Below are 25996 nucleotides of genomic sequence, written 5' to 3'. Positions count from 1 at the left end.
GATTATGGCTTCAAGCTAACATAGGCCGGATTGCTTGTCAGCAGGAGCACCCCCAATCGTTACGTGCGCAGTTACGCGCCGTTACCTGCGCCGTGACCTGCAGAGTTGCGTGCCGGCCCGGCCGCCGTGTCGGTGACGGTATGGGGCCCCGCCCTTGACAGGACAGGGGTGGGTGCGGTGCTTGGGCCGGCCCACAACGGGTACGGTATTCCTTGTGGGCGCGGGCACCGGCCGGAGTCCACCACCCGGTCGAACCCCTAAGGAGAAGCTCTCTTGGCTGCAAATGGCGGTACCAAGGCGATTGTTGCGGCGTTGGCTGCCAACTTGACCATCGCCGTCCTGAAATTCGTCGCGTATTTCCTGACGTTTTCCTCATCAATGCTGGCCGAAGCGATCCACTCGCTCGCGGATTCCGGCAACCAGCTCCTGCTGCTGGTGGGCGGCAAGCGCGCCCACCGGGCGGCGAGCCCGGAGCATCCCTTCGGCTACGGGCGCGAGCGCTACATCTACGCGTTCATCGTCTCCATCGTCCTGTTCAGCGTGGGCGGCCTCTTCGCCCTGTACGAGGCGTGGGGAAAGCTCCAGCACCCGCACGCCATCGAGGGCGCATTCTGGTGGGTTCCGCTGGCCGTGCTCCTTGGCGCCATCATGGCCGAGTCGTTCTCCTTCCGGACCGCGATCATCGAATCCAACCTGATCCGCGGCCAGCAAAGCTGGGTCAGGTTCATCCGCAGCGCCAAGCAGCCGGAGCTGCCCGTGATCCTCCTTGAGGACTTCGGCGCCCTCCTGGGCCTGGTCTTCGCGCTCTTCGGCGTGAGCCTGACGCTCCTCACCGGGAACGGCATCTGGGATGCCCTGGGTACCGCGATGATCGGCTTCCTGCTGGTGGCCATTGCCGCCGTCCTGGCCATCGAGACGAAGTCCCTGCTGCTCGGCGAATCCGCCACGAAGGACGATGTCGCCAAGATCCGGGCGGCCATCGAGTCCGACGGCACCGCGATCATCCACCTCAAGACCCTGCACCTCGGTCCGGAGGAGCTCCTGGTCGCCGCCAAGATCAGCATCGGCCGGTCCGATACGGGCCAGGAAATCGCCAAGGCGATCGACGGCGCCGAGACGCGGATCCGCGAGGCTGTTCCGATTGCGCGGGTCATCTACCTTGAACCGGACGTACAGCGCGTCAGCACGCCGTAAGCGGACCCGGGCCGGACCGGCTCAGGGTCCGGCCGGCGAAGGTCTGAGGAGGCCGCTGGTCCGGTAGCCGCATTGCTGGCTACCGGACCAGGGGCCTCCTGCGTTCCACCAGCCCGCTGATCAGGGCGACGCCGAGGCCCAGGATGGCCAGCACCGCCCCGACGAGGGCGGGTGCGACGTAACCCCAGCCCCAGGCGATCACGAGACCCCCGAGAAAGGCCCCCAAAGCGTTCGCGACGTTCAGGGCCGCATGGTTGAGCGAGGACGCCAGCGAGGGGGCATCCGGGGAAGCATCCAGCAAACGGGTCTGCAGCGCCGGAACCAGCAATGAACCTGCGCCGCCGACGACGAAGACCATCACGTAGGCGGACCACGGCCAGTGCACGGCGACGGCGTAGAGCACGAGCGCCACGGCGATGCCGGGCAGCACCCAGTAGATGGTTCCCATCACGGACTTGTCCGCGATGCGGCCGCCGACGATGTTGCCCGCCACCATGCCCAGCCCGTACAGCGCGACAACCAGGGGGAGCCACGCCGCGGGAATGCCGGCCACGGAGGTCATGGTGTGCGCGATGTAGGTATAGGTGGCGAAGAAGCCGCCGAAGCCCACGATGCCGATGAGGATCGCCAGCCAGACCTGCATCCGTTTGAGGGCGCCCAGTTCGCGGCGGAAGCTCGCATCGGCGTGCGGCTTCTGGTACGGCAGGAACTTCCAGAGCATCACCAGGGTGAGAATGCCGATCACGCCCACCAGCAGGAACAGCAGCCGCCAGCCGTACGTCTGGCCCAGCCAGGTGCCGAAGGGGACGCCGATGACATTGGAGACGGTCAGGCCGGCCATGACCATCGAAATGGCCCAGCCGCGCTTGGTCGGCGCGACCAGTGACGCCGCGATCACGGCGGCAACGCCGAAGAAGGCCCCGTGGGGCAGTCCGGCGGCGAAGCGCGACACGAGCATGGTGCCGTAGTCCGGGGCGATGAAGGACGACAGGTTCGCGATGCTGAAGAACAGCATGAGCCCCAGGGCGAGGTACTTCCGCGGCATCTTGGCACCGACGGCGGCCAGCAGCGGGGCCCCGACCACGACGCCGAGCGCATAGGCCGAGATCAGGTGGCCGGCCTCCGGGGTGCTGATGTTGAGCCCGGCCTCCACCTCCTTGAGCAGGCCCATCATGGTGAACTCCGTGGTGCCGATGCCGAATCCGCCCATGGCAAGGGAAACGATGGCAAGGGCAAGATGGCGGGAACCGCTCTTGGGCGTCGCCGGGGCTTGTGTGGTGGTTGTCATTCGTCTGCTTTTCGGTGACGTTCCCGGCTGGAGCCAGGAGAATGCGGCAAGTTAAAATCGGATTTGTAGTCTGATTTATCTAACGGGGCGGGCACGCACGGTATTCCGGGTCCTCGCCGAAGGCGGCCACTTCCATTCTCCCCCACGCCGGCGCCCCGCTAATTCCGGCCGGAGCGGCAGACGGGCCGTTGGACCCTTACCGGCTTTCTTTGAATCGGGATAAGCATGGAAATACCGCGGCGGTGCAATGATGCCGTTGAAGCCGGGGTAGGCGGCCCTGGCGTGGCGTCGGAGCTTGCCAGGGCCGCCGCATTACGCGAGGTAAATTACCGGCAGGGCCGGAACGTCACCGGGATCTACCGTGGACCCTGTCTAGACTTGGGGGGTGACTGGACTCATAAGCGTTGCAGGCGGCGCCGTACTGGACTCCCTGGCCGAACCCGGCCGGCTCCTTGTGGCGCGGCGGACGGCGCCCCCGCAGTTCGCCGGCATGTGGGAGTTCCCCGGCGGCAAGGTCGAGTCCGGCGAGACGGCCGAGCAGGCCCTGCACCGGGAGCTGCTCGAAGAGCTTGGTGTAACGGTCCGGCTGGGCGCCGAACTGGCCGGCGGATCAGCCCACGGCTGGCCGCTGAACGAACGCGCCGCGATGCGCGTGTGGTTCGCTGAACTGCTCGACGGCGTTCCCCGACCCCTGCAGGACCACGATGAGCTGCGCTGGATTAACATCCGGAACCGCGGCGAGGTGCTGGGCCTGCCGTGGATCCCCGCTGACCGCCCTATTGTCGAGGCGCTGCTGGACAGGCTTCAGGTGGCGGATTCCACCGCCGTGGCGGCGCACTGAGACTGGGCTTGGAGCCCCCGCGGCCCTACCTCTCGCCAAAGCATGAAGCATGTGACTACGCTGAAGCGAACCGAGAGGAGTAGCCCGTGCAGGTTGGTGTCAGGCGGGAGCAGCGTGCAGGGGAACGGCGGGTTGCCGCCACGCCGGAGACGGTGCAGCAACTGAAGGCCCTCGGCCTGGAAGTGGCGGTGGAACGCCATGCCGGCACCGCGGCCGGGTATGCGGACGCCGCCTACGCCGCGGCGGGAGCGTCGATCGTTCCGGAGCTGGCCGCCCAATCACTGGATGTCCTGCTGCACGTCCGGCCGCTCGAGCCGGAGACCGCCGCGGGACTCCGGCCCGGCACCGTCACCATCGGGTTCGCCTCACCCGCCTCGGAATTGCCAACTGTGGCCGCCCTGGCCGCCGCGGGCGTGACCTCCTTCGCCCTGGAGCTGGTGCCGCGCATCTCCCGGGCCCAGTCCATGGACGCGCTCAGTTCGCAATCGCTGGTCTCCGGCTACCGCGCCGTTCTGGAAGCGGCCCTTCGCTACCCGAGGTTCTTCCCGCTCTACATGACGGCCGCCGGTACGATCCCGCCGGCTCGGGTGCTCATCCTGGGTGCCGGCGTCGCCGGCCTGCAGGCGATCGGCACCGCGAAGCGGCTGGGGGCCAGGGTCTCCGCCAACGATATCCGGGCGGCCTCCGCCGACGAGGTCGCCTCGATGGGTGGCACCTTCGTCCATCTGGACCTTGACGCTCGAACTGCGGACACGTCCGCTGAGGGCAGCGGCGGCTACGCCCGTGAGCTTGGCGAGGACCGGGCCAAACGCCAGCGCGCCCTGCTGGCCCCGCACGTTGCGGCAGCGGATGTCCTCATCACCACCGCGGCCATTCCCGGCCGCGCGGCTCCCTTGCTGGTGACCGCGGAGATGGTGGCCGGGATGCGGGCCGGGTCGGTTGTCGTCGACCTCGCGGCTGAATCCGGGGGAAACGTTGAAGGTGTCATCGCGGGCCGGGACCTCCAAATCCCGGTGGACGGGGGCTCCGTCACCCTGGTGGGCCTGCAGGACGCCGCCTCGGCGATGCCCTCCGATGCCTCCCGGCTATTCGCCAAGAACGTCGCGAACCTACTGGCACTGATGACCGCCGACGGCAAGGTGGTCCCGGATTTCGACGACGAGGTTGTCGCCGGTGCCTGCCTGACCCACGGCGGCTGCGTTGTGCACGCCGCCACCGCCGAAGCCATGGAGGCCCGGACATGATGGACCCGATCACCCTGTTGACGGTGGTGGTTCTCGCCGTCTTCGTAGGATTCGAAGTCGTCTCCAAGGTGACGAGCAAGCTGCACACCCCGCTAATGTCCGGTGCCAACGCCATCCACGGCATCATCCTGGTGGGGGCCATCATCGTGGCCGGCCAGGCGGACGACCCCTGGCTGCTTACGGTCGCGCTGATCGCGGTGGTGCTGGCGACCGCCAACCTGGTCGGCGGATTCGTCGTCACAGACCGGATGCTGGAGATGTTCGGCAGCCGGAAGCCCGCCCGGCCCGGTCCGGGCGAGGGGGAGGACCGCCCATGAGCGTCCTCGGCCCCGGATGGACCTCCCTGTTCTACCTCGTGGCTGCAGTCTGCTTCATCCTGGCGCTGAAGGGGCTGAGCTCTCCCCGGACCGCCCGGCGCGGCAATGCCATCGGGGCGGCGGGCGCCCTCGTGGCGGTGGTCACGGTGTTCCTTTCCGCGAAGTTGGAGAACATCCCGCTGATCCTCGCCGCGATCGCCGTCGGCTCCGCGGTGGCTGTCCCGGTGGCCCGTCGGGTGCAGATGACCCAAATGCCGCAACTGGTCGCCCTGTTCAACGGGGTCGGGGGCGGGGCCGCCGCACTGGTCGCCGTGCTGGAACTCGGCCACAGCGAGGACCCCTGGGTGCGGCTCGCCGTGGTCTTTACGATGCTCGTCGGAGCTGTGTCCTTTGCCGGCTCGGCCGTGACGGTGGGCAAGCTCCAGGAGCTGATCAGCACCCGCCCCCTGCTGTTCCCCGGGATGCCCGTGGTGATGGGCGTCGTGGTGCTGGGTGCGGTCGCCGCCGGCGGCCTCGTCGTCGTGACCGGTTCAGCGGGCTGGGCTGTGGCACTGCTGGCCCTGGGCCTGGTGGCAGGCCTGCTGCTGGTGCTTCCCGTCGGCGGGGCCGACGTGCCGATCGTGATCTCGTTGCTCAACGCCTTCACCGGCCTCGCGGTCGCCGCCTCCGGCATTGTGCTGGGCAACGTGCTCCTGCTGGTTGCCGGCACGCTGGTTGGCGCCAGCGGCACCATCCTGACCAAGGTGATGGCCTCTGCCATGGGCCGCGGCGTGACGGGCATCATGTTCGGGGCCTTCCGGGGAGGCTCGACGGCGGGGTCAACAGTGCAGAGCGACCGGCCGGTGCGTTCCTCCTCGCCCGAGGACGTCGCAGTCCAGCTGGGCTACGCGCAGCGGGTGGTGATCGTCCCCGGATACGGGCTGGCCGTGGCCCAGGGACAGCACACGATCGCCGAGCTCTCCATTGCGCTGGCGGCCCGCGGCGTCGAGGTGGTCTTCGCCATCCACCCGGTGGCCGGGCGGATGCCTGGCCACATGAACGTGCTGCTCGCGGAAGCGAACGTACCGTATGAGTCGCTGAAGGAGCTCGAGGAAGCCAACCCGGAGTTCCCGAACACGGACATAGCCCTCATCGTGGGCGCCAACGACGTGGTCAATCCTGCCGCCAAGTCCACGCCCGGTGCGCCGATCTACGGAATGCCAATCCTGGAAGTGGCCCTGGCCGGTCAGGTGGTGTTCCTTAAGCGCTCCATGCGGCCGGGATTCGCCGGGATCGAGAACGAGCTGCTGTTCGATCCCAAGACCACCCTCCTGTTTGGCGACGCCAAGGAGTCACTCACCCGCGTCCTGGGAGCCGTCAAGGCCCTTTAGGGCCCTCAAGGCCCCTTAGAACAGGGTGGGTTGTGCTGCCTCCGCCGGCGGTCGCGGGCCGTTGGACCCGGCCGCAGCCTCGGGGATGCTGCCGGCCGGGTACTGCGCTTCCTCGTCCCGTGGATCACCGCTTCCGGGATCGTCGTTCAGGTCGCGGTGGCTGAATCCCTGGGAGCCGGAGAATCCGTGCCGGGCCTTGAAGTGCCGGATGCGCCCGGACAACCAGTCGCGGTATTCCTTGGACGCGTAGGAGCCGGTGCCGTAGAGCCGCCGGTACTTGCCGGCGAGCTGCGGGTGTTCCTTGGCAATCCACTGCATGAACCATTCCCGGGTTCCGGGCTTGAGGTAGAGGGCTCCTGCGGTCACGCCGGTGGCTCCTGCCGCGGCAAGGGAACCGAACAGGGAATCCAGGGCTTCGTCGCTGTCGGAAAGCCACGGCAGGATGGGCATGGCCATCACGCCGCAGGGCAGCCCGGCCTCCCGGAGCCGGGTAATGAGCTTCAGGCGTGCCCGGGGACCGGGTGTGCCCGGCTCCACCGCCTCGGAGAGGTGTTCGTCAGTCATCGCCAGCGAGATGCCGACGCCGACGGGAACCTGTGCTGCGGCGTGCTTCAGGAGCGGGATGTCCCGGGCCAGCAGGGTGCCCTTGGTCAGGATCGACAGGGGAGTGCCGGAATCTGCCAGCGCCCCGATGATGCCCGGCATCAGCTGGTAGCGGCCCTCGGCCCGCTGGTAGGGATCCGTGTTGGTGCCCAGGGCAACGTGCTGGCGTCCCCAGGAGGGTTTGGCCAGTTCCCGGCGCAGGACCTCCGCGGCGTTGATTTTCACCACCACCTGGCTGTCGAAGTCCAGCCCGGCGTCGAAGTCGAGATAGGTATGGCTCTTCCGGGCGAAACAGTAGACGCAGGCGTGGCTGCAGCCGCGGTAGGGGTTGATGGTCCACTCGAACGGCATCCGCGAACCGGCGGCCACTTTGTTGAGCACCGATTTGGCGGTGACCTCATGGAAAGTGACCCCGGCAAACTCGGGGGTGGTCACGGACCGCACCAGCCCGATCAGGGGCAGCAACGGGTCTGTGGACGGGGCGGCAGGTTTCCCGGCGCCTCCGCTCCCTGTTCCGGGGCCTGTGCCGCCAGCCGCGGCAGCTATCCGGGCGTTGTCTCCGGGCGCCGGTTTGAGTGCTTGTGCGTCCCATCTCATTGCTCTATTCGAATGTATGTTCGACTTTAAGTCAAGGACCAGGGCCGCATCCTGACACGGTCCCGGCCTGCCGTCCGGCCGCCTTGCTAGGCTGGGGCGATGATTCTCCTGACAGGGTTCGAGCCTTTCGGCGGCGAAAGCACCAACCCTTCGTGGGCCGCCGCGCGTGCGGCCGCGGGCCTGCTCCGGTCCGAGGGACTAGAGGCGGAGGCCGTGGAGCTGCCCTGTGTCTTTGGTGAGGCGGTCCGCCTGCTGGAAGCGGCGCTGGAGCGTTACCACCCGGAGGTGGTGGTCTGCGCGGGCCAGGCCGGCGGCAGGTCCCGGATCTCGCTGGAACGGATCGCGATCAACTGCGACGACGCGCGGATCCCGGACAACGCCGGCAACGCACCCGTGGACCAGCCCGTGGTCACGGGCGGCCCGGCGGCCTACTTCAGCACCCTTCCGGTGAAGGCAGCGCTCGCGGCCCTCCTGGCTGCGGAGATCCCCGCCGAGGTATCCCAGACCGCCGGCACCTACGTCTGCAACCACATCTTCTACGGGCTGATGCACGCCCTGCGGCTGCGACCCGGCGCCCGGGGCGGCTTTGTCCACGTCCCCTACGAGCCAAACCAGCTTCCCCCGGGCAGCACCGATCCATCCCTGCCGCTGGAACAGCTGACGGAAGCGCTCGCCGTCGTCGTTCGCAGCACCCTGGCGACGACGGCGGATCTCAGGATCTCCGCCGGGGCCACACACTAGCGGGCACGACACGCCAGCCGGCACAACTCCGGCTCAGCCGAGCAGTTCCCAGACGACGTTGACTGCGGCGCTGACACTCGATTCGCCGGCTTCCACCGTGAGCGACTCCACTGCGACGGCGCGCTGAATCCTGGCCACCGGGATCGGTGCCGGCTGGCCGGACAGCTGGGCGAGCGAGACCACCTTGCCCAGGGAGCCGCCGGCGAGCGAGGCGAAGTGCCCGGCCGCGGTGAGGGCGTCCTGCCAGGCGGCTTCGCGGGCGCGCGCGGTGACGGCGGCGGGATCAGCGAAGCCGAGTTCCAGCCCGTTGAGCCGGACGTCGTTGCCGCCGGCCGCGACCGCGGCGGCGATGACCTCCGAGGATTTTCCGAGCTCCCTGAGCCGGACGCTCAGCATGCTCGACGCCAGGTAGCCTGAGACGACCTGGCCCCGGCCCTCCTGCCAGTTCACCTCGGCACGGACGTTCAGCCCGGAGGTCGTGATGTCCGGGTCCGCCACGCCGTATCCGCGGAGCACCGCCGTGATGGCTGCGGAGACACGGCCCGCCTCGCCGTAGGCCGCGCCGACGTCCTCCCGGCGGCACTCCACGCCGATCGAGAGGGTCAGCAGGTCCGGTGCGCCTTCCGCGCTGCCGGATCCACTAACTGAGATTGTCCTGGGGCTGTCGGTCATGTCATGCCTCGTTCCGCTCGGGGGCCGCCGGGCCCGTCCTGCTCGTGGCTGGATCTGCTGTTGAAGTCTGCCGGGTGGACCTGCCGGGTAGATCCGCTGTTGAAATCTGTTGCTTGGAGCCGGTATCCCGCTCCGGGTAGCCGCCGGCCTGCAGCCCGGCGTGCCGTTCGAAGACATTGCCGGAGCCGATGTTGCCGGTACGGACCAGGGACCAGCCTGCCGCGAGGAAATACAACGGCAGGAAGGGCAGGCCCAGGCACCAGGCGTACTGGCTGCTGTGCCGCTCCTCGTGCCCCAGCAGCGCGGGGTTGGCCAGGACTTCCTCGGGTCCGGCGCGGAACAGCACCACATTGCCGACCGTGAACGCGCCGGCAAAGGGCAGCCGCCAGCTGTACCCGGTGGCAAGCAGCAGCCCCCGGGGTCCCCGAAGGATGTGCGTGCGCGCACAGCCGGCCAGCAACAAGCCCAGAGGAGTTGTTGCGTTCAGTACATTGGCCAGCTGCCGCAGCCGTTGTCCCGGCGTCATACCGCCATGCTAGCCGGGCCTCGGGCTGCGGAAAACGGAACCGGGCTGGGGGCCCCGCCACGCGGGGCCGCCGCAGCGCCGTCACGTTCTGGCACCGGAGGGCCTTCAACTAGACTGAAGGGGAGTGCCCGCCGGAGCGTTTTTTGGCGAGCCCTGCCCTTTGCCAACGCACCGGTCCCCGCACCTGAAGGTCCGGTGCCTGTTGGCATAAACCGACTCGTAGCTAAGAACAGTAGATGACTGAAACTTTGCCGGGCGCCGGCGTCCCGAATCCCCTGGATGAAGCCGCCATCACCGCCGCTGTAGACCAGGCCGTTGCCGCCATTGCCGCCGCCTCCACGCTCGATGAACTCAAGGCCGCGCGCCTCGCGCACACCGGCGAGAAGTCCGCGTTGAGTCTCGCCAACCGTGAAATTGGCGGGCTGCCGAAGGACCAGAAGGCCGCCGCCGGAAAGCTTATGGGATCCTCCCGCGGACGTGTCAACAAGGCGCTCGCGGACCGTACGGCGGAGCTCGAAGCCGAGAACGACGCCCGCATCCTGGTCGAGGAGACCGTTGACGTCACGGCGGCCCCGCGCCGCCGTCGTGCCGGTGCACGCCACCCGCTGTCCACCCTGCAGGAACGGGTCGCGGACATCTTTGTCGGCATGGGCTGGGAGATCGCCGAAGGCCCCGAGGTCGAGTCCGAGTGGTTCAACTTCGACGCGCTGAACTTCAAGCCCGACCACCCCGCCCGCGAAATGCAGGACACCTTCTTCGTGGAGCCGCCGGAGGCCCATCTGCTGATGCGCACCCACACCTCCCCGGTGCAGGTCCGCTCCATGCTGGAACGCGAAGTGCCCATCTACGTGCTGTGCCCCGGCAAGGTGTTCCGCACCGATGAGCTCGATGCCACGCACACGCCGGTGTTCCACCAGTTCGAGGGCCTGGCCATCGACAAGAAGCTCAGCATGGCGGACCTTCGCGGCACCCTGGAGCACTTCGCGCGCCAGATGTTCGGCGACGAGGCCCAGATCCGGCTGCGCCCCAACTACTTCCCCTTCACCGAACCGTCCGCCGAGCTGGACATCTGGCACCCGGGCGCCAAAGGCGGCCCCAGCTGGATCGAATGGGGCGGCTGCGGCATGGTCAACCCCAACGTGCTCCGCGCGGCCGGCATCGACCCGGACATCTATTCAGGATTTGCTTTCGGCATGGGCATCGAGCGCACGCTCATGTTCCGCAACGAAGTCGGCGACATGCGCGACATGATCGAAGGCGATGTACGTTTCAGCGAGCACTTCGGGATGGAGATCTAACCGTGCGTATCCCACTTTCCTGGCTGCGAGAATTCGCGCAGGTACCGGCCGGAGCCACGGCCGAAGACGTTATGGCCGACCTGGTCAAGGTCGGTTTTGAAGAAGAAGCAGTCCACCGGCCGACGGACGCCCTCCGGGGCCCCATCGTGGTGGGACAGGTCCTGAGCATCGTCAAGGAACCCCAGACCAACGGCAAGACCATCAACTGGTGCCAGGTCCGGGTCGTCCCCGAGGGCCAGCAGCAGAGCCTCACCGGCGAGGGCATCGACCCCTCCGGTGTCCAGGGCATCATCTGCGGCGCCCACAACTTCGTGGAAGGCGACAAGGTGGTGGTCACCCTTCCCGGTGCCGTGCTGCCCGGCGACTTCCACATTTCCGCGCGGAAAACTTACGGCCACCTGTCCGCCGGGATGATCGCCTCCGTGCGGGAGCTCGGCATCGGCGAGGACCACGACGGCATCCTGGTACTGTCCCGGATCGGACTGGACCCGGAAATCGGCGCCGACGCCATGGAGCTCCTGGATCTCTATGACGAGGCCGCCGAAATCAACGTCACTCCGGACCGCGGCTATGCGTTCTCCCTCCGCGGGGTGGCCCGCGAATACGCGCACGCGACCGGCACCTCCTTCACCGACCCGGCGTCCAGGGTGCAGGCACCCGCGGCCCTGGCCGGCGGCTACGGCGTGAAGCTCAACGACGACGCGCCGATCTACGGCAAGCCGGGCTGCGACCGCTTCGTGGCCCGGACCGTCCGCGGGGTCGACGCCACGAAGCCGACGCCGCCGTGGATGACCTCACGGCTCCGGCTCGCCGGGATCCGCTCGATCTCGCTGCCGGTGGACATCTCCAATTACGTGATGCTCGAACTCGGCCAGCCCACCCACTGCTACGACCTGGACAAGCTGTCCGGCGACATCGTGGTCCGCCGCGCCCTCGCCGGCGAGAAACTCAGGACCCTCGACGAGAAGGAACGCGTCCTCGACGTCGAGGACCTCCTCATCACCGACGGTTCCGGTGCCATCGGCATCGCCGGCGTGATGGGCGGCGCCGCCACAGAGGTGTCCGACACCACGACAAGCGTCCTCGTAGAGGCGGCGCACTTCGACGAAGTGTCCATCGGACGCTCCCGCCGCCGGCACAAGCTGCCGTCCGAGGCCTCCAAGCGCTTTGAACGCGGCGTCGACTGGCAGGTTGCCGGGATCGCCGCCCAGCGGGTCGTTGACCTGCTGGTCGAACTCGCCGGGGGCACCGCCGATGAGGCGGGGACCGACGTCGGCTCCGCACCGGACGCCGTGACCGTCGAGCTGCCCGCGGCCTTCGCCGCGGAACGGATCGGCATCGACTTCACCGAGGAACAGATCATCACCTCGCTCGAGGACCTCGGCGCCATCGTCGCACCCACCGGGAGCGGCTGGACGGTGACCGCCCCGAGCTGGCGCAACGACCTGGAAACCAAGGAAGACCTCACCGAGGAGATCGCGCGGCTCGTCGGCTACGACAAGATCCCGGCGTCCCTGCCGGTAGCGCCGCCGGGCCGCGGGCTCACCCGCGTCCAGCAGCAGCGCCGGCGCCTGGTCCAGGCTCTCGCGGCTTCCGGCCTCACCGAGGTCCTCGCGTACCCGTTCGTCTCGAAGGCCGCCAACGACACGTTCGGCGTCTCCACGGAAGGGTCGCCGCGCAAGGCCCTCAAACTCGCCAACCCGATCAGCGAGGAGCAGGGTTACCTGCGCACCTCGATCCTGCCGGGCCTGATCGACGTCGCCAAGCGCAACCACTCGCGCGGCTTCCGCGACCTGGCCCTGTTCGAGGCCGGGCTGGTGTTCCTGCCGGGAGACACCCTCGGCACCGCCTCGATCCCGCCGCTCGGCATCAGGCCCAGCGATGAGGTGCTGGATGGCCTGTACGACGGCGTCCCGGACCAGCCGCTGTACCTCGCCGCCGTGCTGACGGGGCACGATTCTCCGGCCGCCGCAGGCCACACCCCCCGGGCGTGGGACTGGGCGGACGCCCTGGACATCGCCAGGATCGCCGGTGACGTGCTGGGCGTCGAAATTGTGGTCAGCCAGGGCCGGCACCAGGCCTTCCACCCCGGGCGGACCGCGCAGCTGGCGCTCCGCACCGGCGAAGTCCTGGGCTATGCCGGCGAGCTGCACCCGAAGCTCCTGGCCGCCCACGATATGCCGGCCCGGTCCGTGGCACTGGAGTTCAACGCGGATGCCCTCTTCAAGGCCGCGGCGGACGTCATCGTCGCCCGGCACATCTCCACCTACCCGGTGGCCAGCCAGGACGTGGCCCTTGTGGTCCCGCAGGAGGTCCCGGCCGAAGACGTGCTTGCCGCCCTGCGCGAGGGCGCCGGAGCGTTGCTTGAGGACGTTGCACTCTTCGACGTGTACGCGGGCAAGGGCATCGAGGAGGGCAAGAAGTCCTTGGCCTTCAGCCTGCGCTTCCGTGCCGATGACCGCACCCTGACCGCCGACGAGGCATCAGCGGCCCGCGAGAGCGCAGTGGCCGTTGCCCACGAGCGATCCGGAGCAGTCCAACGCTAAAGCCCAGGGGGCACAGAGGGACCCACGCCGTTTCCGGAGTCACCGTCCGGTCCGTTTGTCTTGCCGACATCGGACCGGACGGCGGGTCCTTCCTCGATCCTCCGGAGCGCGCGCGTGCCGCGGGCATCACGGATCCGCTCACCCGGCGGGACTTCCTGGCCGGCCGGACCGCGCTGCGCGGATTCGCTGCGGAGATCCTTGGCGTGCGTCCCGGTGATTTGACCGCCGACTATTCGTGCCCGGACTGCGGGACCGGACCGGAGCTTGACCACGGGCGGCCCGGCTACCGGCTGGACGGGGCCCCCGCCGGCCTGAGCCTGAGCCTTTCCCGCAGCCGCGGTTGGGCCCTGCTGGCTGCCGGCCCCGGCCTGGGAACCGTTTCTTCGGGTCCCGGGGCAACGGTCGGCATCGATCTGGAGCACAGTTCCGGTGTCGTGTTCCCCGGGTTCGACGACGTCGTCCTCACCCCTGTTGAACGGCAGGTGCTCGCCGGGCTGGCTCCGGACCAGGCCCCCCTGTGGCGGACAGCCGCCTGGTCGCGCAAGGAAGCCCTGCTGAAGGCCCGCGGCATCGGACTGCGGGTAGACCCCGCCTCGGTTGAGGCCTTCGTGGAGACCCCGGGCACCATCCTCGTCGATCTGGACACGGCCGCACTGGGCCTGCCCGCGGGCTTTGCCGCCGCACTGGCCCTCGTGGAAACGATCTAGCAGCCGCGACCACTCCGGAGGCCGACGCTGATAAAGCGCTTTGCCCACCGACCCGGACACCCGTCTTCTGGGGGCTGGCCAAGCTCCGGCTGGTCATCTGTTCCGGTGTCGGGCTGGCACGCAGAGCTGGTGTCGATTTCTTGTCGGAGGCTCCCTCTATTCTGAAAGTGTGGATAGCCGGACAGTATGGAGTGCGGAGTGCAGGGCGGCTTTTGAGGCCGTCGCGGCGTCGGTTGCTGCGCTTGCTGCGTTCATCGGGGCGGGCGCGGACGGCGCGAAGCTGCGGGACACGGATCCGTTCCGGGGCATCGATCCGTTGCGGGATCTGGCCGATGATTGCCTGGATGCGTTGGCGGGGGTGGCCCGGCTGGAGGCGGGGACGGCGGCGTTGAAGGTGCGGCTGGCCGCGGAATACGTGCAGGCCACCCGGCTCCTGACGCCCCCGTCGTTGCTGGACTCCGTCCAGGAGATGGCCCTGACCGCGGAGGTCGCCGGTGTCCTGACCGTCAGCGAACGGACCGCGGACGCGTTCCTGGGCGACTGCCAGGCGCTGACCACGTCGCTGCCGCTGACCCTGGCGGCGCTGCAGGCCGGGACGATTTCCTGGCAGCACGCCCGGATCATGGTCGATGAAACCACCAACCTGGACCGGGCCGGGGCGGCCGGGCTGGAAGCGCACTTCCTGGACGCGCACGCACCGAACCCGGCCCGTGGGTGTCCGGCCGGGGAGCTTGTCCCGGGACGGTTCCGGGCCAAAACACGTGCCTGGCGGGAACGCCACCACCCCGTCAGCATCGAGAAACGCCATACCAAGGGTGCCGCGGACCGGCGGGTGGAGTTCCGCGCGGACCGGGACGGCATGGCGTGGTTCTCCGCGTACTTGCCGGCGGATACCGCTGCGGGGATCTGGGACCGGACCACCGCGGCCGCCCGGGCCCTGCAGGGCCCGGACGAGGCCCGCAACCTGGCCCAGCTGCGCGCCGACATCGCCGCGACCCTGCTTCTCGCCGGCACCGGGCTGGGCGGGGACACGAGGGCCGGGTGCGGGGATGTTCCGGTGCCGCGGGCGCAGGTCCTCATCACCGTCCCGGTCCTGTCCCTGCTGGGCGTGACCGGGGAACCGGCGGTCCTGGACGGGTACGGGCCGATCCCGCCCTCGATGGCCCGGCGCCTCATCGCCGAGGGTGCAGGGTCGTTCTACCGGGTCCTGACCGACCCGCGGGACGGTGCCCCGCTGGAAATCGGCCGGACCCGCTACCGCCTCACCAAGGCCCAGCGCCGGTGGCTGCGCCTGCGCGACGGGAAGTGCCCGTTCCCGGGCTGCAACAACGCCTCGCTGGACAACGATGCGGACCATCTCCTGGCCTGGGCCGACGGAGGGACCACCGGGATCTCCAACCTCGGACAGCCCTGCCCTAGACACCACAGACTCAAACACGGCTCGGCGTGGACACCCTCCGGGGCCAGCAAAGACAAACCGCCGGGCTGGACCTCACCCTCGGGACGGTACTACCCCAGCGAAGAACAGGACTGGGAACCACCCCACTGGCCACCTCACTGGCCACCCGGCCTCCTGACCACACCCACCGACGCGAACACGGACACGTTCACGTTCCCGGACCTGGACACGGACGCGGACCAGGCACTGCCCGAAGACCCCTTCCCGGACTGGCACCTCTTCACGGCCGCACACGGATTCCCCGCCGCAGAGCCGGAAGATCCGGTATACCCAGAGGACCTTCACTGGCCAGAGCCGCTCGAGGACGCCTACCCCGAATACTTCCTGCCCCAAAGTGCCTGAGCGGCACTTTGCGCGCCGTTTCAGCGCACGCCACGAATGCTCTAGCTCCCGGAGTCCCCGGCCGGCAGCAGCGGCGGCAGCGCCTCTTGGTACAGCCATGGGTGCAGCAGGGCCTCCGAGTCGAGGCCGGTCGCATGGTCGGCGGCGATGATGAACTGCGGCGTTGAGACGGAGCCATGGCGGTTCTGGCCGGCCCAGTCATGCAGCAGCGAGAAGAATGCCAGATCGCCGCAGCGCAGGCGGAGTGCGTGCAGCGCCAGGGCGCCGCGCTTGTAGACCCGGTCATCGAACATCAGCTCCGGCCCGGGGTCGCCCACGAGCAGGTCCTGCTTGCCGGCGTTGAGCTTCCGCCAGGCGTTGGCGGCCCGGCGGGCCACCGTCATGACGCCGGCTTCTTCGGACCAGATCCATTCGGCATAGCAGGCGAACCCCTCGTGCAGCCAGATGTCTTTCCAGGTGGCGGCCGTCAGCGAGTTCCCGAACCACTGGTGGGACAACTCGTGGGCGATGAGCCGCTGGGACTCCCAATCCTCTTCCAGATGGTTCGGGCCGAAAATCGACAGGCTTTGCGCCTCCAGCGGGATTTCCAGTTCGTCCCCCGCCACGACGACGGTGTACTCGGCGAAAGGGTACGGGCCAAAGCAATCGATGAAGGTTCGCATCATGTCCGGCTGCCGGGCGAGCCCCTTGCGGGCCGTGTCCGCCAGCGCTGCCGGGACGGCCGCATACTGGGGCACCTGCGCGGCCGGCCGGACCGGATTGAGCGCCAGGAGCTCGTAGCGGCCGATCTGGACCGTGGCGAGGTATGTGGCCATCGGCTCTGACTGCTCGTAAACCCACGTCTCGCGGCTGGACCGGCTGGCGTGCGCGATCAGGATCCCGTTGCACACCGCACGGTAGTTGGCGTCGGTGGTCACCGAGATCCGGTAGCTCGCCTTGTCGCTCGGGTGGTCGTTGCAGGGGAACCAGGACGGTGCGCCGTTCGGCTGGCCTGCCACGAGCACCCCGTCGGTGAGTTCCTCCCAGCCCACTTCGCCCCACAGCCCGCGGCGGGGGGAGGGGCTGCCCTCATAGCGGAGGTCCAGGGTGAATTCCTCGTCCGGCAGCAGGGCGGCGTCGGGGACGACGACGAGCTGGTCGGCGCGCTGGCTGAATTTCCGCACCCTGCGCCCGCTGAGCTGGATCTTGGTGGCCCGGAGCCCGGTCAGGTCCAGCACGATCGCCGACGTCGGGCGTTGGGTTATGGCGTGCACCACGGCGCGCCCGTTCAGGCGGTTGCTGCTGAGCTTGTAATCCAGCTCCAGTTCATAGCGGGTGACCCGGTAGGCATCGGTGCCGTGACCGGGCAGGTACGGGTCCGGGGAGCCAGCCGTATCCAGGGGCAGGCCGCCTCCGGTGCCGGACGCGGCTGTGGAACTTTGGGGGCTGGGACTCATCAACGGGCCTTCGGGATTGCAGGTGCGGTACGGGCGGTGCTGTGCGGGGCTACTTCGGCTTGGGGGCAGGGACGGCCGGGCCGCCCCAGGGGCTTACCGGATTGCCCATCCAGTAGGTCGCGGCGGGCACCGTTTCACCCCGCATCACGAGGGATGCCGGGCCCACCGTGCCGCCCTTGCCGATCCGGGCCTGCGGGAGGATGACTCCGTGCGGTCCCATCGTTGCCCCGTCATCGAGCGTAACAGTGTCAATGCTCATGACGCGGTCGTGGAAGAGATGGGTCTGCACAACGCAGCCGCGGTTGACTGTGGAGTTCCGGCCCAGGGTCACGAGATCCGCCTCGGGCAGCCAGTAGCTTTCGCACCAGGTGCCTGCCCCGATTTTTGCGCCTAGGGCCCGCAGCCACCAGACCAGTGCCGGGGTCCCGGCGGCCGCGCGGGCGAACCAGGGGGCACTGACCATTTCGATGAAGGTGTCCACGACCTCGTTGCGCCAGATGAAGGAGCTCCACAGCGGATGCTCGCCGGGCCTGATCCGCCCCACCAGCAGCCATTTCGCCACCACGGCGCTGCCCGCTGCCACGGAACCGGCGAGCAGGATCACCACGCCGCCCAGGAGCGCGGCGATGCCGTAATTGAAGACAGAGGCGAGCCAGTCGAAAGCCAGGAAGACCCCGGCGGCGATCCCGACTGTCACCACGACGGGGACAAAGCGGCACAGCTCCCACAGCGCCCGGGCGATCCGGAGCCGCAGCGGCGGCTCGTAGGTCCTGGTGTCATCGGAGGCGATGGCGGTGCGCCGCAGCCGGACCGGCGGGCTGCCCAGCCATGACGTCCCGGACTTCGCCTTCGCCGGTGTCGCCGAAAGCACCGCGACGAGGGAGTTCTTGGGGACATTCCGGCCGGCCGCGGTCATGCCGGAGTTGCCCAGGAACGAGCGTTTGCCGATTTTGGCGGGGGCGATCCGCAGCCAGCCGCCGTCGAGCTCATAGGAGGCCACCATCGTGTCGTCGGCCAGGAAGGCGCCCTCGCCCACGGTGGTCATCTTGGGGATGAGCAGGACCGTCGAGGCCTCCACATTCTTCCCGATCTTCGCCCCGAGCAGGCGCAGCCAGACCGGCGTGAACAGGCTGGCGTAAATCGGGAAGAGAAGGTCGCGGGCCAGGTCCAGGACCCGTTCGGTGGCCCAGACCTGCCAGCCGATCCTGCTGCGCACCCGGTAGTAGCCTTCGGCCAGGCCCACCCCGAGGAGCCGGGTGGCCAGGAGGATCAGCACGAGGTTGGAGAGGAACCAGACCAGGGCCGCCGGCGGCAGGGACAGCAGGAGCTGCGGCAGCGCGGCGCCCAGCGATTCGCTGCCCCGGATGAAGCCAAAGACCACGAGGGCAGCCGCGGCGGCGGAGACATAGGGGATCAGGGCCAGGACGGCCGATGCCGTGGCGAAGCCGGCAAACCAAAGCCGGCCGATCAGCGGATGCTCCGGGGGAGTGTCCGGCCAGGAGTGTTTGGCCTTGCCCCGCCGCTCGGCCGGGGACCCGGCGACGAGCTGCCCGGACTTCACCTTGCCCAGCACCGCCGACCCCGGTTCCACCTGGGCCCCGGCGCCGATCGTCGCGCCGGGCATGAGGGTGCTGCGGGCACCGACCGTGGCGCCGGGCCCGATGTGGATGGCACCGATGTGGACGATGTCGCCGTCGATCCACCAGCCGGACAGATCGACCTCGGGCTCGACATTGCAGCCGCTGCCGAGCGAGAGCAGCCCGGTGACCGGCGGCAGCGAGTGGAGCTGGACGTCGTTGCCGATCTTGGCACCCAGGGCCCGGGCGTAGTACGGCACCCAGGGTGCACTCGCCAGACTGACGGCGCCGGCCAGGTCCTGGATCTGCTCGGCCAGCCACAGGCGCAGGTGCACCCGGCCGGACCGGGGGTACGTGCCCGGCACCACCTTGCGGAGCAGGATCCGGGCCGCGGCGATGGAGACCAGCATCCGGCCCGCTGGACTGACGAAGACGAGCCAGGACGCACCGACCCACCACCAGGACACGGTGGGAGCCGCCGTGAAGCCGGCGAAGGAGGAGAGCAGGTTGTTCGCCGCCATCAGGTACGTCAGCCAGCGCATGCCGACGAGGATGTGCAGCGGAACGCCCATCAGCGTCTGGAAGACCTGCGACCGGCGCAAGGTGCGCCGGACCGTGCGTTCCGGAGCCGGCCCTGCACCGCCTTCGGGCAGCGACTGGCGGGCAGCATCGATGAGCGCCCCGATCCGGGGCGTGGCGTAAATGTCGGCCACCGTGATGGTGGGGTAGCGCACGCGCAGGGCGGAGACGAGCTGCGCGGCGGCGAGGGAGCCGCCCCCGTAGGCGAAGAAATCGGCGTCGAGGCTGGACACGGTACTGCCGAGCACCGCAGCCCACTGCTCGACGATCCAGCTTGCGTCGTCCGGGAGGTTCAGCGGGGCGGCCGCCGTGTCGGCGGCTCCGGCCCCCGCCAGCGGCCACGGCAGCGCGTGCCGGTCGACCTTGCCGCTGGTCTTGGTGGGAAGTGAATCGACCAGGGTCAGCAGCGGGATCAGCGGTGCCGGCAGGCTCTCGCCGAGGAGCTCCCGGGCGGCCGCCAGATCGATCTCCTTGCCGCCGGCCGGGGACAGATAACCGACGAGGATCTGGTTGCCGGCCGCCGTTGTCTGTACCGTGGCGGCCGCGCCGGCCACATCCGGCAGCGACTGGAGGGCGGCGTCGATCTCGCCCAGCTCGATCCGGCGCCCGCCGAGCTTGACCTGTTCGTCGGCGCGGCCCTGGAAGATCAGCCCCTCGGCCTCGTAACGGACCAGGTCGCCGGAGCGGTAGGCGCGCGTCCAGCCGAGCGACGGCATGGGGGCGAATTTCTCGGCGTCCTTGGCCGGGTCCAGATACCGGGCCAGGCCGACGCCGCCGATGATCAGTTCACCCACCTCGCCCTCCCCGACGGGCAGGGCATTGGCGTCCACGACGGCGAGGTCCCAGCCGTCCAGGGGCAGGCCGATCCGGATCGGCCCGGGACCGCCCAGCGGCGCCGCGCAGGCGACGACGGTGGCCTCGGTGGGGCCGTAGGTGTTCCAGACCTCACGGCCCTCGACGGCGAGCCGCTCGGCGAGGTCCGGCGGGCACGCCTCCCCGCCGAAAATCAGCAGGCGGACGCTTTCCAGGGACTCCACCGGCCAGAGCGCGGCGAGGGTGGGAACCGTGGAAACGACCGTGATCCCGTGGCTGATCAGCCACGGGCCGAGGTCCATGCCGGTCCGGACCAGGGCCCGCGGCGCCGGGACCAGGCAGGCGCCGTGCCGCCAGGCAAGCCACATTTCCTCGCAGGAGGCATCGAAGGCTACCGACAGCCCGGCAAGGACGCGGTCCTGCGGGCCGACCGGATCGTCCTGGAGGAAGAGCCGGGCCTCGGCGTCGACAAAGGCCGCCGAGGAGCGGTGCTGCACGGCGACGCCCTTGGGGGTTCCGGTGGAGCCGGACGTGAAGATGACCCAGGCGTCGTCGTCCGGGCCGGGCAGCCTCGGGGCCGGGAAGGGGCGGGGCCGCCGTCCGTCCGTCACAATCTCCCCGGCGCCGCGCAGGATGCCGGAGACTTGGGCTTCGCCGAAGACCAGCTTGGCGCGCTCTTCCGGGTCGTCCGCATCCACCGGGACATACGCCGCCCCGATAAGGAGCACAGCCAGTATCGCGACGTAGAGCTGGTTGGTGCCGGAGGGAATCCGGATGCCGATTTTGTCCCCGGCACCCAGTCCGGCCCGGTGCAGCTCCCTCGCCTTCGCCCGGACCGCCGTCAGCAGCTGGGCATAACTGAGCGAGTGGTGGCCGTCGTCGAGGGCCGAGGCGTCCGGAAAGCGCGCGGCCGTGTCCTGCAGAATGTCCACCAGCGTCCGCTCCGGCGGTGTGGCCTGCGACCCTGGAAGCTGCGCCTGGAAGAACGGGCTGACGGTGGCGAGCGCCTGCGGGAGGCCACTGCGTTCGGGTTGCTGCTGTTGCTCAGTCACAGGGGGATCGTCTCCGGTTGAGGTGAATGGAAGGTGTCCGGATTCGCTTTGTGTTAATACTCCGCCCCGGCCCCGAGGTTCGCACGCTGTTTCCCTAATGTGTTGCCGGACGCCTGCGGATCAGGACCTACGGAACCAGGATGACCTTGCCGGTGGTGCGGCGCTGTTCCAGGTCATCGTGGGCCTGGGCGGCTTCGGCCAGGTCGTAGCGGGCGCCAATTCGGACCTTGAGGCTTCCGTCGGCGACGGCGGCGAACAACTCGTCCGAGCGCCAGCGCCGTTCCTGCGCGTCGCGCAGGAAGTGGGCGATCGTCGGCCGGGTCAGGTACAGCGAGCCGCCGGTGTTGAGGCGCTGCGGGTCGACGGGCGGCACAGGCCCGGAGGCGGCACCGAAAAGCACCAGGGTGCCGCGGATGCGCAGGGCGTCGAGGGATCCGTCGAAGGTGTCCTTGCCGACGCCGTCATACACCACGTCAGCGCCGGTCCCCTCGGTCAGTTCCCGGACCTTGGCGGCGAAACCGTCGTAGCGCAGCACATGGTCGGCGCCGGCCTCGCGGGCCAGCCGTTCCTTGTCGTCCGTCGAGACGGTGGTGATCACCCGTGCGCCGCGGGCCTTCAGCAGCTGGATCAGCAGCAGGCCAACGCCGCCGGCCCCGGCGTGGAGCAGGACAGTGTGGCCGGGTTCGACCTTGAAGGAGGAATTGATCAGGTAGTGCGCGGTGATGCCCTGCAGCGGCAGGGCGGCGGCGGTGAAGTCGTCCACGCCATGGGGGACCGGCAGCGCCTTGTCCCCGTCGATGAGGGCAAAGCCGGCGTAGCAGTTGATGCCTTCGGCCGTGGCCACGCGGTCGCCCGGGGAGAACCCGGTGACGCCGTCGCCGAGTTCCTCGACGGTGCCCGAGGCCTCGGATCCGGGGGTGAAGGGGTAATGGACCTTGTACGTGCCGCTGCGCTTGTAGGTGTCGATGAAGTTCACTCCGACGGCGGCGACCTTGACCAGCAGCTGGCCGGGACCCGGAACCGGACGTTCCACTTCGGCCAGCGTGAGGACTCCGGGGCCTCCGGCCTCGCGGGCGACGATTGCATGCATCATGTGTCTCCTTGCCTGGTCTGAAAATTCCGCTCTGAATTCCGGGGCTGAACTTTCCGGGCTGACGTTGAGCTGCCGGGAGTTCCAGGCCTTGATCCTGCACCCATCCTAGATACCCCCGGCGCCAACGACGAAGTGACGGCCGGATACCGGCCGTCACTTCGGGTCAAGAACTTCGGGTCAAAATGGAAACCAGGGCCTGCTGCGGACGGAATCCAGGTCCGCGGCGAGGCCGGCGCCGCCTAGTAGCGGCGGGTGACGGTGGCCATCGGGCATTCGAAGTGGCGCCCGGCGGAGAGGCCGACCTCATTGAGGTAGCGCACGATGATGCCGTAGGACTGCAGCAGCGTGGTTTCCGTGTAGGGAACCTGGTGCTTGGCGCAGAACTCGCGGACGATCACGGCTGCCTTGTCGAGCTGCGGGCGGGCCATGTCGGGAAAGAGATGATGCTCGGCCTGGCGGTTGAGGCCGCCCAGCAGGATGTCCATGAAGCGGCCGCCGGAGATGTTCCGGGAGGTCAGCACCTGGCGGCTGAAGAAGTCCACGCGGCTGTCGGCCGGCAGGACCGGCATGCCCTTGTGGTTCGGGGCGAAGGAGGCCCCCATGTAAAAGCCGAAGACGGCGAGCTGCACCGCGATGAACGCCAGCGCCATGCCCCACGGCAGGAAGGTGAACGCGAGCACCGGAAGCAGGCTGAGGCGGACCACGAGGATCGGGATTTCAACCCAGCGGTGCGTGACCTTGGCGCGCTGGAAGACGAACTTGACCGAGTCGATCTGCAGGCCCAGGCCCACGAGGAACAGCAGCGGGAAGAAGAGCCAGCCCTGCTTGCGGGTGAGGAACGAAAACCGGCCCTGCCGGGTGGCCGCGGCTTCCGGGAAGAACGCGATCGCGCCGGTGGCGATATCGGGGTCCTTCGAAATCACGTTGGGGTGGTTGTGGTGCGCGCCGTGCTTCTGCTCCCACCAGGAGTAGCTCATCCCGGCTACCGAGGTGGCCAGCAGCCGTGCGGCCCAGTCGTTGGCCCGGCGGGACGCGAAGATCTGCCGGTGCCCGGCCTCGTGGGCCAGGAAGCTCAGCTGGGTGCAGAGGATGCCCAGGGCTGCGGCGATGAGGAGCTGGAACCAGCTGTCACCGATCAGCGCGAAGCCGACCCAGGTGGCGGTCATCAGGAGGACCAGGACGGAGAACACCGTGACGTAGAATCCGACGCGGCGTTCCAGCAGGCCCGCGGCCTTGACGGTCTTCAGGAGTTCCGAATAGCTCAGGACGACGGCGTTCGGCTGACTGATACGCGATTTGGGTCGCGTCGGCGTGGCGGTGGTGGGGGTCATGTAGCGCGTGCCTCGAAACTGTTGCGGGCAACGCGGCGCCCGACACTCGGACTGCACGGTTGGGGGTCACCCTATACCAAGCATACGCTCCGGGACGCGCAGAATCGTATGCATAAATATCGGCATCTATGCATACTCTTGCTGTATAGTGCTTGTTATGACTATTTCTGTTGCCGTTTCCGGCGCAAGCGGTTATGCCGGCGGCGAGGTGCTGCGGCTCCTCGCCGGCCACCCCGACGTCACCATCGGCGCCATCACAGCGCACAGCAACGCCGGTTCCAGACTAGGGGAATTGCAGCCCCATCTCCACGGTCTGGCCAGCCGCATCCTCGAAGACACCACGGTGGAGAACCTGTCCGGACACGATGTCGTGTTCCTGGCCCTTCCGCATGGTGCGTCGGCGGAGATCGCGGCCCAGCTGCCGGCCGGCACCGTCGTGATCGACGCCGGCGCCGACCACCGCCTGGAGGATGCGGCCGCCTGGGAGAAGTTCTACGGTTCGCCGCACGCCGGAACCTGGCCCTACGGGCTCCCGGAGCTTCCCGGTCAGCGCGAGGTGCTCCGCGGCGCCAAGCGGATCGCCGTCCCCGGCTGCTACCCGACGTCGGCCCTGCTGGCCCTCACTCCGGGCTTCAGCAACCACCTGCTGCAGGCGGACGACGTCGTCATCGTCGCCGCCTCCGGCACCTCCGGGGCCGGCAAAGCCGCCAAGGTCAACCTGATCGGGGCCGAGGTCATGGGCTCGATGAGCCCGTACGGCGTGGGCGGCGGGCACCGGCACACCCCGGAGATCGAACAGGGACTCTCGAAGGCCCTCAACGCTCCGGTCACCGTGTCCTTCACGCCCACCCTGGCCCCCATGAGCCGGGGCATCCTCACCACCGCCACGGCCAAGGTCCGGCCCGGCGTCACCGAGGAGGAACTCCGCCGCGCCTGGGCCGAGGCCTACGACGACGAGCCGTTCGTGCACCTGCTGCCCGAAGGCCGCTGGCCCTCCACCAAGTCCGTGCAGGGTTCCAACCACGCCGTCATGCAACTGGCGCTCGACGCGCACACCGGCCGCTTGATCGTCACCTGCGCCATCGACAACCTGACCAAGGGGACTGCCGGCGGGGCCGTGCAGTCAATGAACATTGCCCTCGGCCTGGCGGAAACCGCCGGCCTCGAACTGCAGGGAGTCGCACCATGAGCATCACCGTCCCCAAGGGATTCCGCGCCGCCGGCGTCACAGCCGGCCTGAAGGCCTCCGGCAAGCCGGACCTGGCCCTCGTGGTCAACGACGGCCCCTCCAAGGCCGCCGCAGCCGTGTTCACCTCCAACCGGATGGCCGCAGCCCCCGTGCACTGGTCCCGCGAGGTGATCAAGGACGGCCGGGTGGACGCCGTCATCCTGAACTCCGGCGGAGCCAACGCCTGCACCGGGCCGCAGGGTTTCCAGAACACGCACACCACCGCCGAGAAGACGGCCGAGGCGCTGGGCGCCTCCGCCACCGACGTCTTCGTCTGCTCCACCGGCCTGATCGGCGAGCAGCTCCCGATGGACAAGATCCTCGCCGGGATCGGCGCCGCCACCGCTGCGCTCAGCGAGGACGGCGGACCCGACGCCGCCACCGCGATCATGACGACAGACTCCGTGCCGAAGCAGGCGGTCTTCATCGGCGCCGACGCCGACGGCAAGGAATTCACCATCGGCGGCATGGCCAAGGGCGCCGGCATGCTCGCCCCTGGGCTCGCCACCATGCTGGTGGTCCTCACCACGGACGCGGACGTCCAGCCGGAGATGCTCGACGTCGTGCTCCGCGATGCCACCCGGGTCACCTTTGACCGGGCGGACTCCGACGGCTGCATGTCCACGAACGACACTGTGGTGCTGCTGGCCTCCGCGGCCTCCGGCGCCGTACCGTCCGCCGTCGATTTCGGCACGGGGCTGACCCAGGTCTGTGCGGAACTGGCCCGCAAGCTGATCGGCGACGCCGAAGGCGCCAGCCACGACATCGCGATCCGCACTTTCAACGCCGCAAGCGAAAAGGACGCGGAAGTGGTCAGCAGGGCCGTGGCCCGCTCCAACCTTTTCAAGGCCGCGATTTTCGGCAAGGACCCCAACTGGGGCCGTGTGCTCTCCGCTGTGGGCACCACGGACGCGGCCTTCGAGCCCGACCAGCTCAATGTGTCCATGAACGGCGTCCAGATCTGCCGCAACGGCAGCATCGGCGATGACCGCGGCCTCGTGGACCTGGAACCCCGCGAGGTCCTGGTCGAGATCGACCTCCAGGCCGGCGAGGCCGAGGCGACGATCTGGACGAACGACCTCACCCACGAATACGTCCACGAAAACAGCGCCTACTCCAGCTAGGCAGTTCCCGGAGGGACG

Annotated in this window: 20 protein-coding genes; 12 read left to right on the top strand and 8 right to left on the bottom strand. The window is 68.9% G+C overall.

What is annotated here, in order from left to right; translation table 11 throughout:
* Positions 1–273 precede the first annotated feature (273 nt).
* Positions 274–1194 (top strand): cation diffusion facilitator family transporter, encoded by a 921-nt coding sequence (locus AC1MFL_RS02610; protein ID WP_479813244.1) that lies wholly within the window; start codon positions 274–276, stop codon positions 1192–1194.
* A 79-nt stretch (positions 1195–1273) separates the two neighbouring features.
* Here the strand turns inward: AC1MFL_RS02610 and AC1MFL_RS02605 are convergent, their stop codons facing one another.
* Complete coding sequence (locus AC1MFL_RS02605) at positions 1274–2482, bottom strand: MFS transporter (protein ID WP_479813242.1); 1209 nt, start codon at positions 2480–2482, stop codon at positions 1274–1276.
* Between the two features lie 385 nt (positions 2483–2867).
* On the opposite strand from AC1MFL_RS02605, the gene AC1MFL_RS02600 reads away from it, so the two are divergent.
* The 4 genes from AC1MFL_RS02600 to AC1MFL_RS02585 all read left to right on the top strand — a co-directional run bounded on the left by AC1MFL_RS02600 (position 2868) and on the right by AC1MFL_RS02585 (position 6254).
* Positions 2868–3323, top strand: a complete 456-nt coding sequence (locus tag AC1MFL_RS02600; RefSeq protein WP_479813240.1) for a (deoxy)nucleoside triphosphate pyrophosphohydrolase — start codon at positions 2868–2870, stop codon at positions 3321–3323.
* Positions 3324–3409: 86 nt separating this feature from the next.
* A complete protein-coding gene (locus AC1MFL_RS02595; RefSeq protein ID WP_479813238.1) occupies positions 3410–4567 on the top strand; it encodes a Re/Si-specific NAD(P)(+) transhydrogenase subunit alpha in 1158 nt (385 codons plus the stop codon).
* A complete protein-coding gene (locus tag AC1MFL_RS02590; RefSeq protein WP_479815273.1) occupies positions 4567–4884 on the top strand; it encodes an NAD(P) transhydrogenase subunit alpha part 2 in 318 nt (105 codons plus the stop codon). Before AC1MFL_RS02595 ends, AC1MFL_RS02590 begins: the two co-directional genes overlap by 1 nt.
* Positions 4881–6254: an NAD(P)(+) transhydrogenase (Re/Si-specific) subunit beta gene (locus AC1MFL_RS02585; protein ID WP_479813237.1), complete on the top strand. Its 1374-nt coding sequence runs from the start codon at positions 4881–4883 to the stop codon at positions 6252–6254. Before AC1MFL_RS02590 ends, AC1MFL_RS02585 begins: the two co-directional genes overlap by 4 nt.
* 15 nt (positions 6255–6269) lie before the next feature.
* Here AC1MFL_RS02585 and AC1MFL_RS02580 read toward each other — a convergent pair whose 3' ends face one another.
* Positions 6270–7454 (bottom strand): Rv2578c family radical SAM protein, encoded by a 1185-nt coding sequence (locus AC1MFL_RS02580; protein WP_479813235.1) that lies wholly within the window; start codon positions 7452–7454, stop codon positions 6270–6272.
* 99 nt (positions 7455–7553) lie between these two features.
* Here AC1MFL_RS02580 and pcp point away from each other — a divergent pair, with 99 nt between their 5' ends.
* A complete protein-coding gene (gene pcp, locus AC1MFL_RS02575) occupies positions 7554–8195 on the top strand; it encodes a pyroglutamyl-peptidase I (protein WP_479813233.1) in 642 nt (213 codons plus the stop codon).
* 33 nt (positions 8196–8228) lie between these two features.
* Here pcp and AC1MFL_RS02570 read toward each other — a convergent pair whose 3' ends face one another.
* On the bottom strand, positions 8229–8867 hold the full coding sequence (locus AC1MFL_RS02570; protein WP_479813232.1) for an SIMPL domain-containing protein: 639 nt from the start codon (positions 8865–8867) through the stop codon (positions 8229–8231).
* Between the two features lies 1 nt (position 8868).
* Positions 8869–9393: a hypothetical protein gene (locus AC1MFL_RS02565; RefSeq protein WP_479813230.1), complete on the bottom strand. Its 525-nt coding sequence runs from the start codon at positions 9391–9393 to the stop codon at positions 8869–8871.
* A gap of 236 nt (positions 9394–9629) precedes the next feature.
* Between AC1MFL_RS02565 and pheS the strand changes: the two genes are divergently transcribed.
* The 4 genes from pheS to AC1MFL_RS02545 all read left to right on the top strand — a co-directional run bounded on the left by pheS (position 9630) and on the right by AC1MFL_RS02545 (position 15745).
* Positions 9630–10691 carry a phenylalanine--tRNA ligase subunit alpha gene (gene pheS / locus AC1MFL_RS02560; protein WP_301230220.1) on the top strand — a complete coding sequence of 354 codons (1062 nt, stop codon included), beginning with the start codon at positions 9630–9632 and terminating at the stop codon, positions 10689–10691.
* Between the two features lie 2 nt (positions 10692–10693).
* Positions 10694–13237 carry a phenylalanine--tRNA ligase subunit beta gene (gene pheT / locus AC1MFL_RS02555; RefSeq protein WP_479813228.1) on the top strand — a complete coding sequence of 848 codons (2544 nt, stop codon included), beginning with the start codon at positions 10694–10696 and terminating at the stop codon, positions 13235–13237.
* A 203-nt stretch (positions 13238–13440) separates the two neighbouring features.
* The gene (locus AC1MFL_RS02550; RefSeq protein ID WP_479813226.1) at positions 13441–13944 is read left to right on the top strand and encodes a 4'-phosphopantetheinyl transferase family protein; all 504 of its coding nucleotides are present in this window, start codon (positions 13441–13443) and stop codon (positions 13942–13944) included.
* A 169-nt stretch (positions 13945–14113) separates the two neighbouring features.
* Positions 14114–15745, top strand: coding sequence for an HNH endonuclease signature motif containing protein (locus AC1MFL_RS02545; RefSeq protein WP_479813224.1), 1632 nt, complete (start codon positions 14114–14116; stop codon positions 15743–15745).
* A gap of 41 nt (positions 15746–15786) precedes the next feature.
* Here the strand turns inward: AC1MFL_RS02545 and AC1MFL_RS02540 are convergent, their stop codons facing one another.
* The 4 genes from AC1MFL_RS02540 to AC1MFL_RS02525 all read right to left on the bottom strand — a co-directional run bounded on the left by AC1MFL_RS02540 (position 15787) and on the right by AC1MFL_RS02525 (position 23626).
* Entirely contained in the window at positions 15787–17181 is a 1395-nt protein-coding gene (locus tag AC1MFL_RS02540) for a M1 family metallopeptidase (protein WP_479813222.1), read from the bottom strand.
* 49 nt (positions 17182–17230) lie between these two features.
* On the bottom strand, positions 17231–21082 hold the full coding sequence (locus tag AC1MFL_RS02535) for a Pls/PosA family non-ribosomal peptide synthetase (RefSeq protein ID WP_479815271.1): 3852 nt from the start codon (positions 21080–21082) through the stop codon (positions 17231–17233).
* A gap of 247 nt (positions 21083–21329) precedes the next feature.
* Complete coding sequence (locus AC1MFL_RS02530; protein ID WP_479813220.1) at positions 21330–22295, bottom strand: quinone oxidoreductase family protein; 966 nt, start codon at positions 22293–22295, stop codon at positions 21330–21332.
* Between the two features lie 239 nt (positions 22296–22534).
* Positions 22535–23626 carry a fatty acid desaturase family protein gene (locus tag AC1MFL_RS02525; RefSeq protein ID WP_479813218.1) on the bottom strand — a complete coding sequence of 364 codons (1092 nt, stop codon included), beginning with the start codon at positions 23624–23626 and terminating at the stop codon, positions 22535–22537.
* A gap of 157 nt (positions 23627–23783) precedes the next feature.
* Here AC1MFL_RS02525 and argC point away from each other — a divergent pair, with 157 nt between their 5' ends.
* Together argC and argJ are read left to right on the top strand one after the other, a co-directional pair.
* Positions 23784–24815 carry an N-acetyl-gamma-glutamyl-phosphate reductase gene (gene argC / locus AC1MFL_RS02520; RefSeq protein WP_479813216.1) on the top strand — a complete coding sequence of 344 codons (1032 nt, stop codon included), beginning with the start codon at positions 23784–23786 and terminating at the stop codon, positions 24813–24815.
* Positions 24812–25978 (top strand): bifunctional glutamate N-acetyltransferase/amino-acid acetyltransferase ArgJ, encoded by a 1167-nt coding sequence (gene argJ, locus AC1MFL_RS02515; protein ID WP_479813214.1) that lies wholly within the window; start codon positions 24812–24814, stop codon positions 25976–25978. The genes argC and argJ overlap by 4 nt, the downstream gene beginning before the upstream one ends.
* The last annotated feature ends 18 nt before the right edge of the window (positions 25979–25996 follow it).

This window comes from Arthrobacter sp. BG3, assembly GCF_056680185.1.
Note: the sequence above shows the minus strand (reverse complement) of the source record. Positions and strands in the feature narration are given on the sequence as shown.

Coding starts and splice junctions, on each gene's coding strand:
- AC1MFL_RS02605 (WP_479813242.1), bottom strand. CDS start 2,482: ATGACAACCACCACACAAGCCCCGGCGACGCCCAAGAGCGGTTCCCGC.
- AC1MFL_RS02590 (WP_479815273.1), top strand. CDS start 4,567: ATGGACCCGATCACCCTGTTGACGGTGGTGGTTCTCGCCGTCTTCGTA.
- AC1MFL_RS02585 (WP_479813237.1), top strand. CDS start 4,881: ATGAGCGTCCTCGGCCCCGGATGGACCTCCCTGTTCTACCTCGTGGCT.
- AC1MFL_RS02580 (WP_479813235.1), bottom strand. CDS start 7,454: ATGAGATGGGACGCACAAGCACTCAAACCGGCGCCCGGAGACAACGCC.
- pcp (WP_479813233.1), top strand. CDS start 7,554: ATGATTCTCCTGACAGGGTTCGAGCCTTTCGGCGGCGAAAGCACCAAC.
- AC1MFL_RS02570 (WP_479813232.1), bottom strand. CDS start 8,867: ATGACCGACAGCCCCAGGACAATCTCAGTTAGTGGATCCGGCAGCGCG.
- AC1MFL_RS02565 (WP_479813230.1), bottom strand. CDS start 9,393: ATGACGCCGGGACAACGGCTGCGGCAGCTGGCCAATGTACTGAACGCA.
- pheS (WP_301230220.1), top strand. CDS start 9,630: ATGACTGAAACTTTGCCGGGCGCCGGCGTCCCGAATCCCCTGGATGAA.
- AC1MFL_RS02540 (WP_479813222.1), bottom strand. CDS start 17,181: ATGAGTCCCAGCCCCCAAAGTTCCACAGCCGCGTCCGGCACCGGAGGC.
- AC1MFL_RS02530 (WP_479813220.1), bottom strand. CDS start 22,295: ATGATGCATGCAATCGTCGCCCGCGAGGCCGGAGGCCCCGGAGTCCTC.
- AC1MFL_RS02525 (WP_479813218.1), bottom strand. CDS start 23,626: ATGACCCCCACCACCGCCACGCCGACGCGACCCAAATCGCGTATCAGT.
- argC (WP_479813216.1), top strand. CDS start 23,784: ATGACTATTTCTGTTGCCGTTTCCGGCGCAAGCGGTTATGCCGGCGGC.
- argJ (WP_479813214.1), top strand. CDS start 24,812: ATGAGCATCACCGTCCCCAAGGGATTCCGCGCCGCCGGCGTCACAGCC.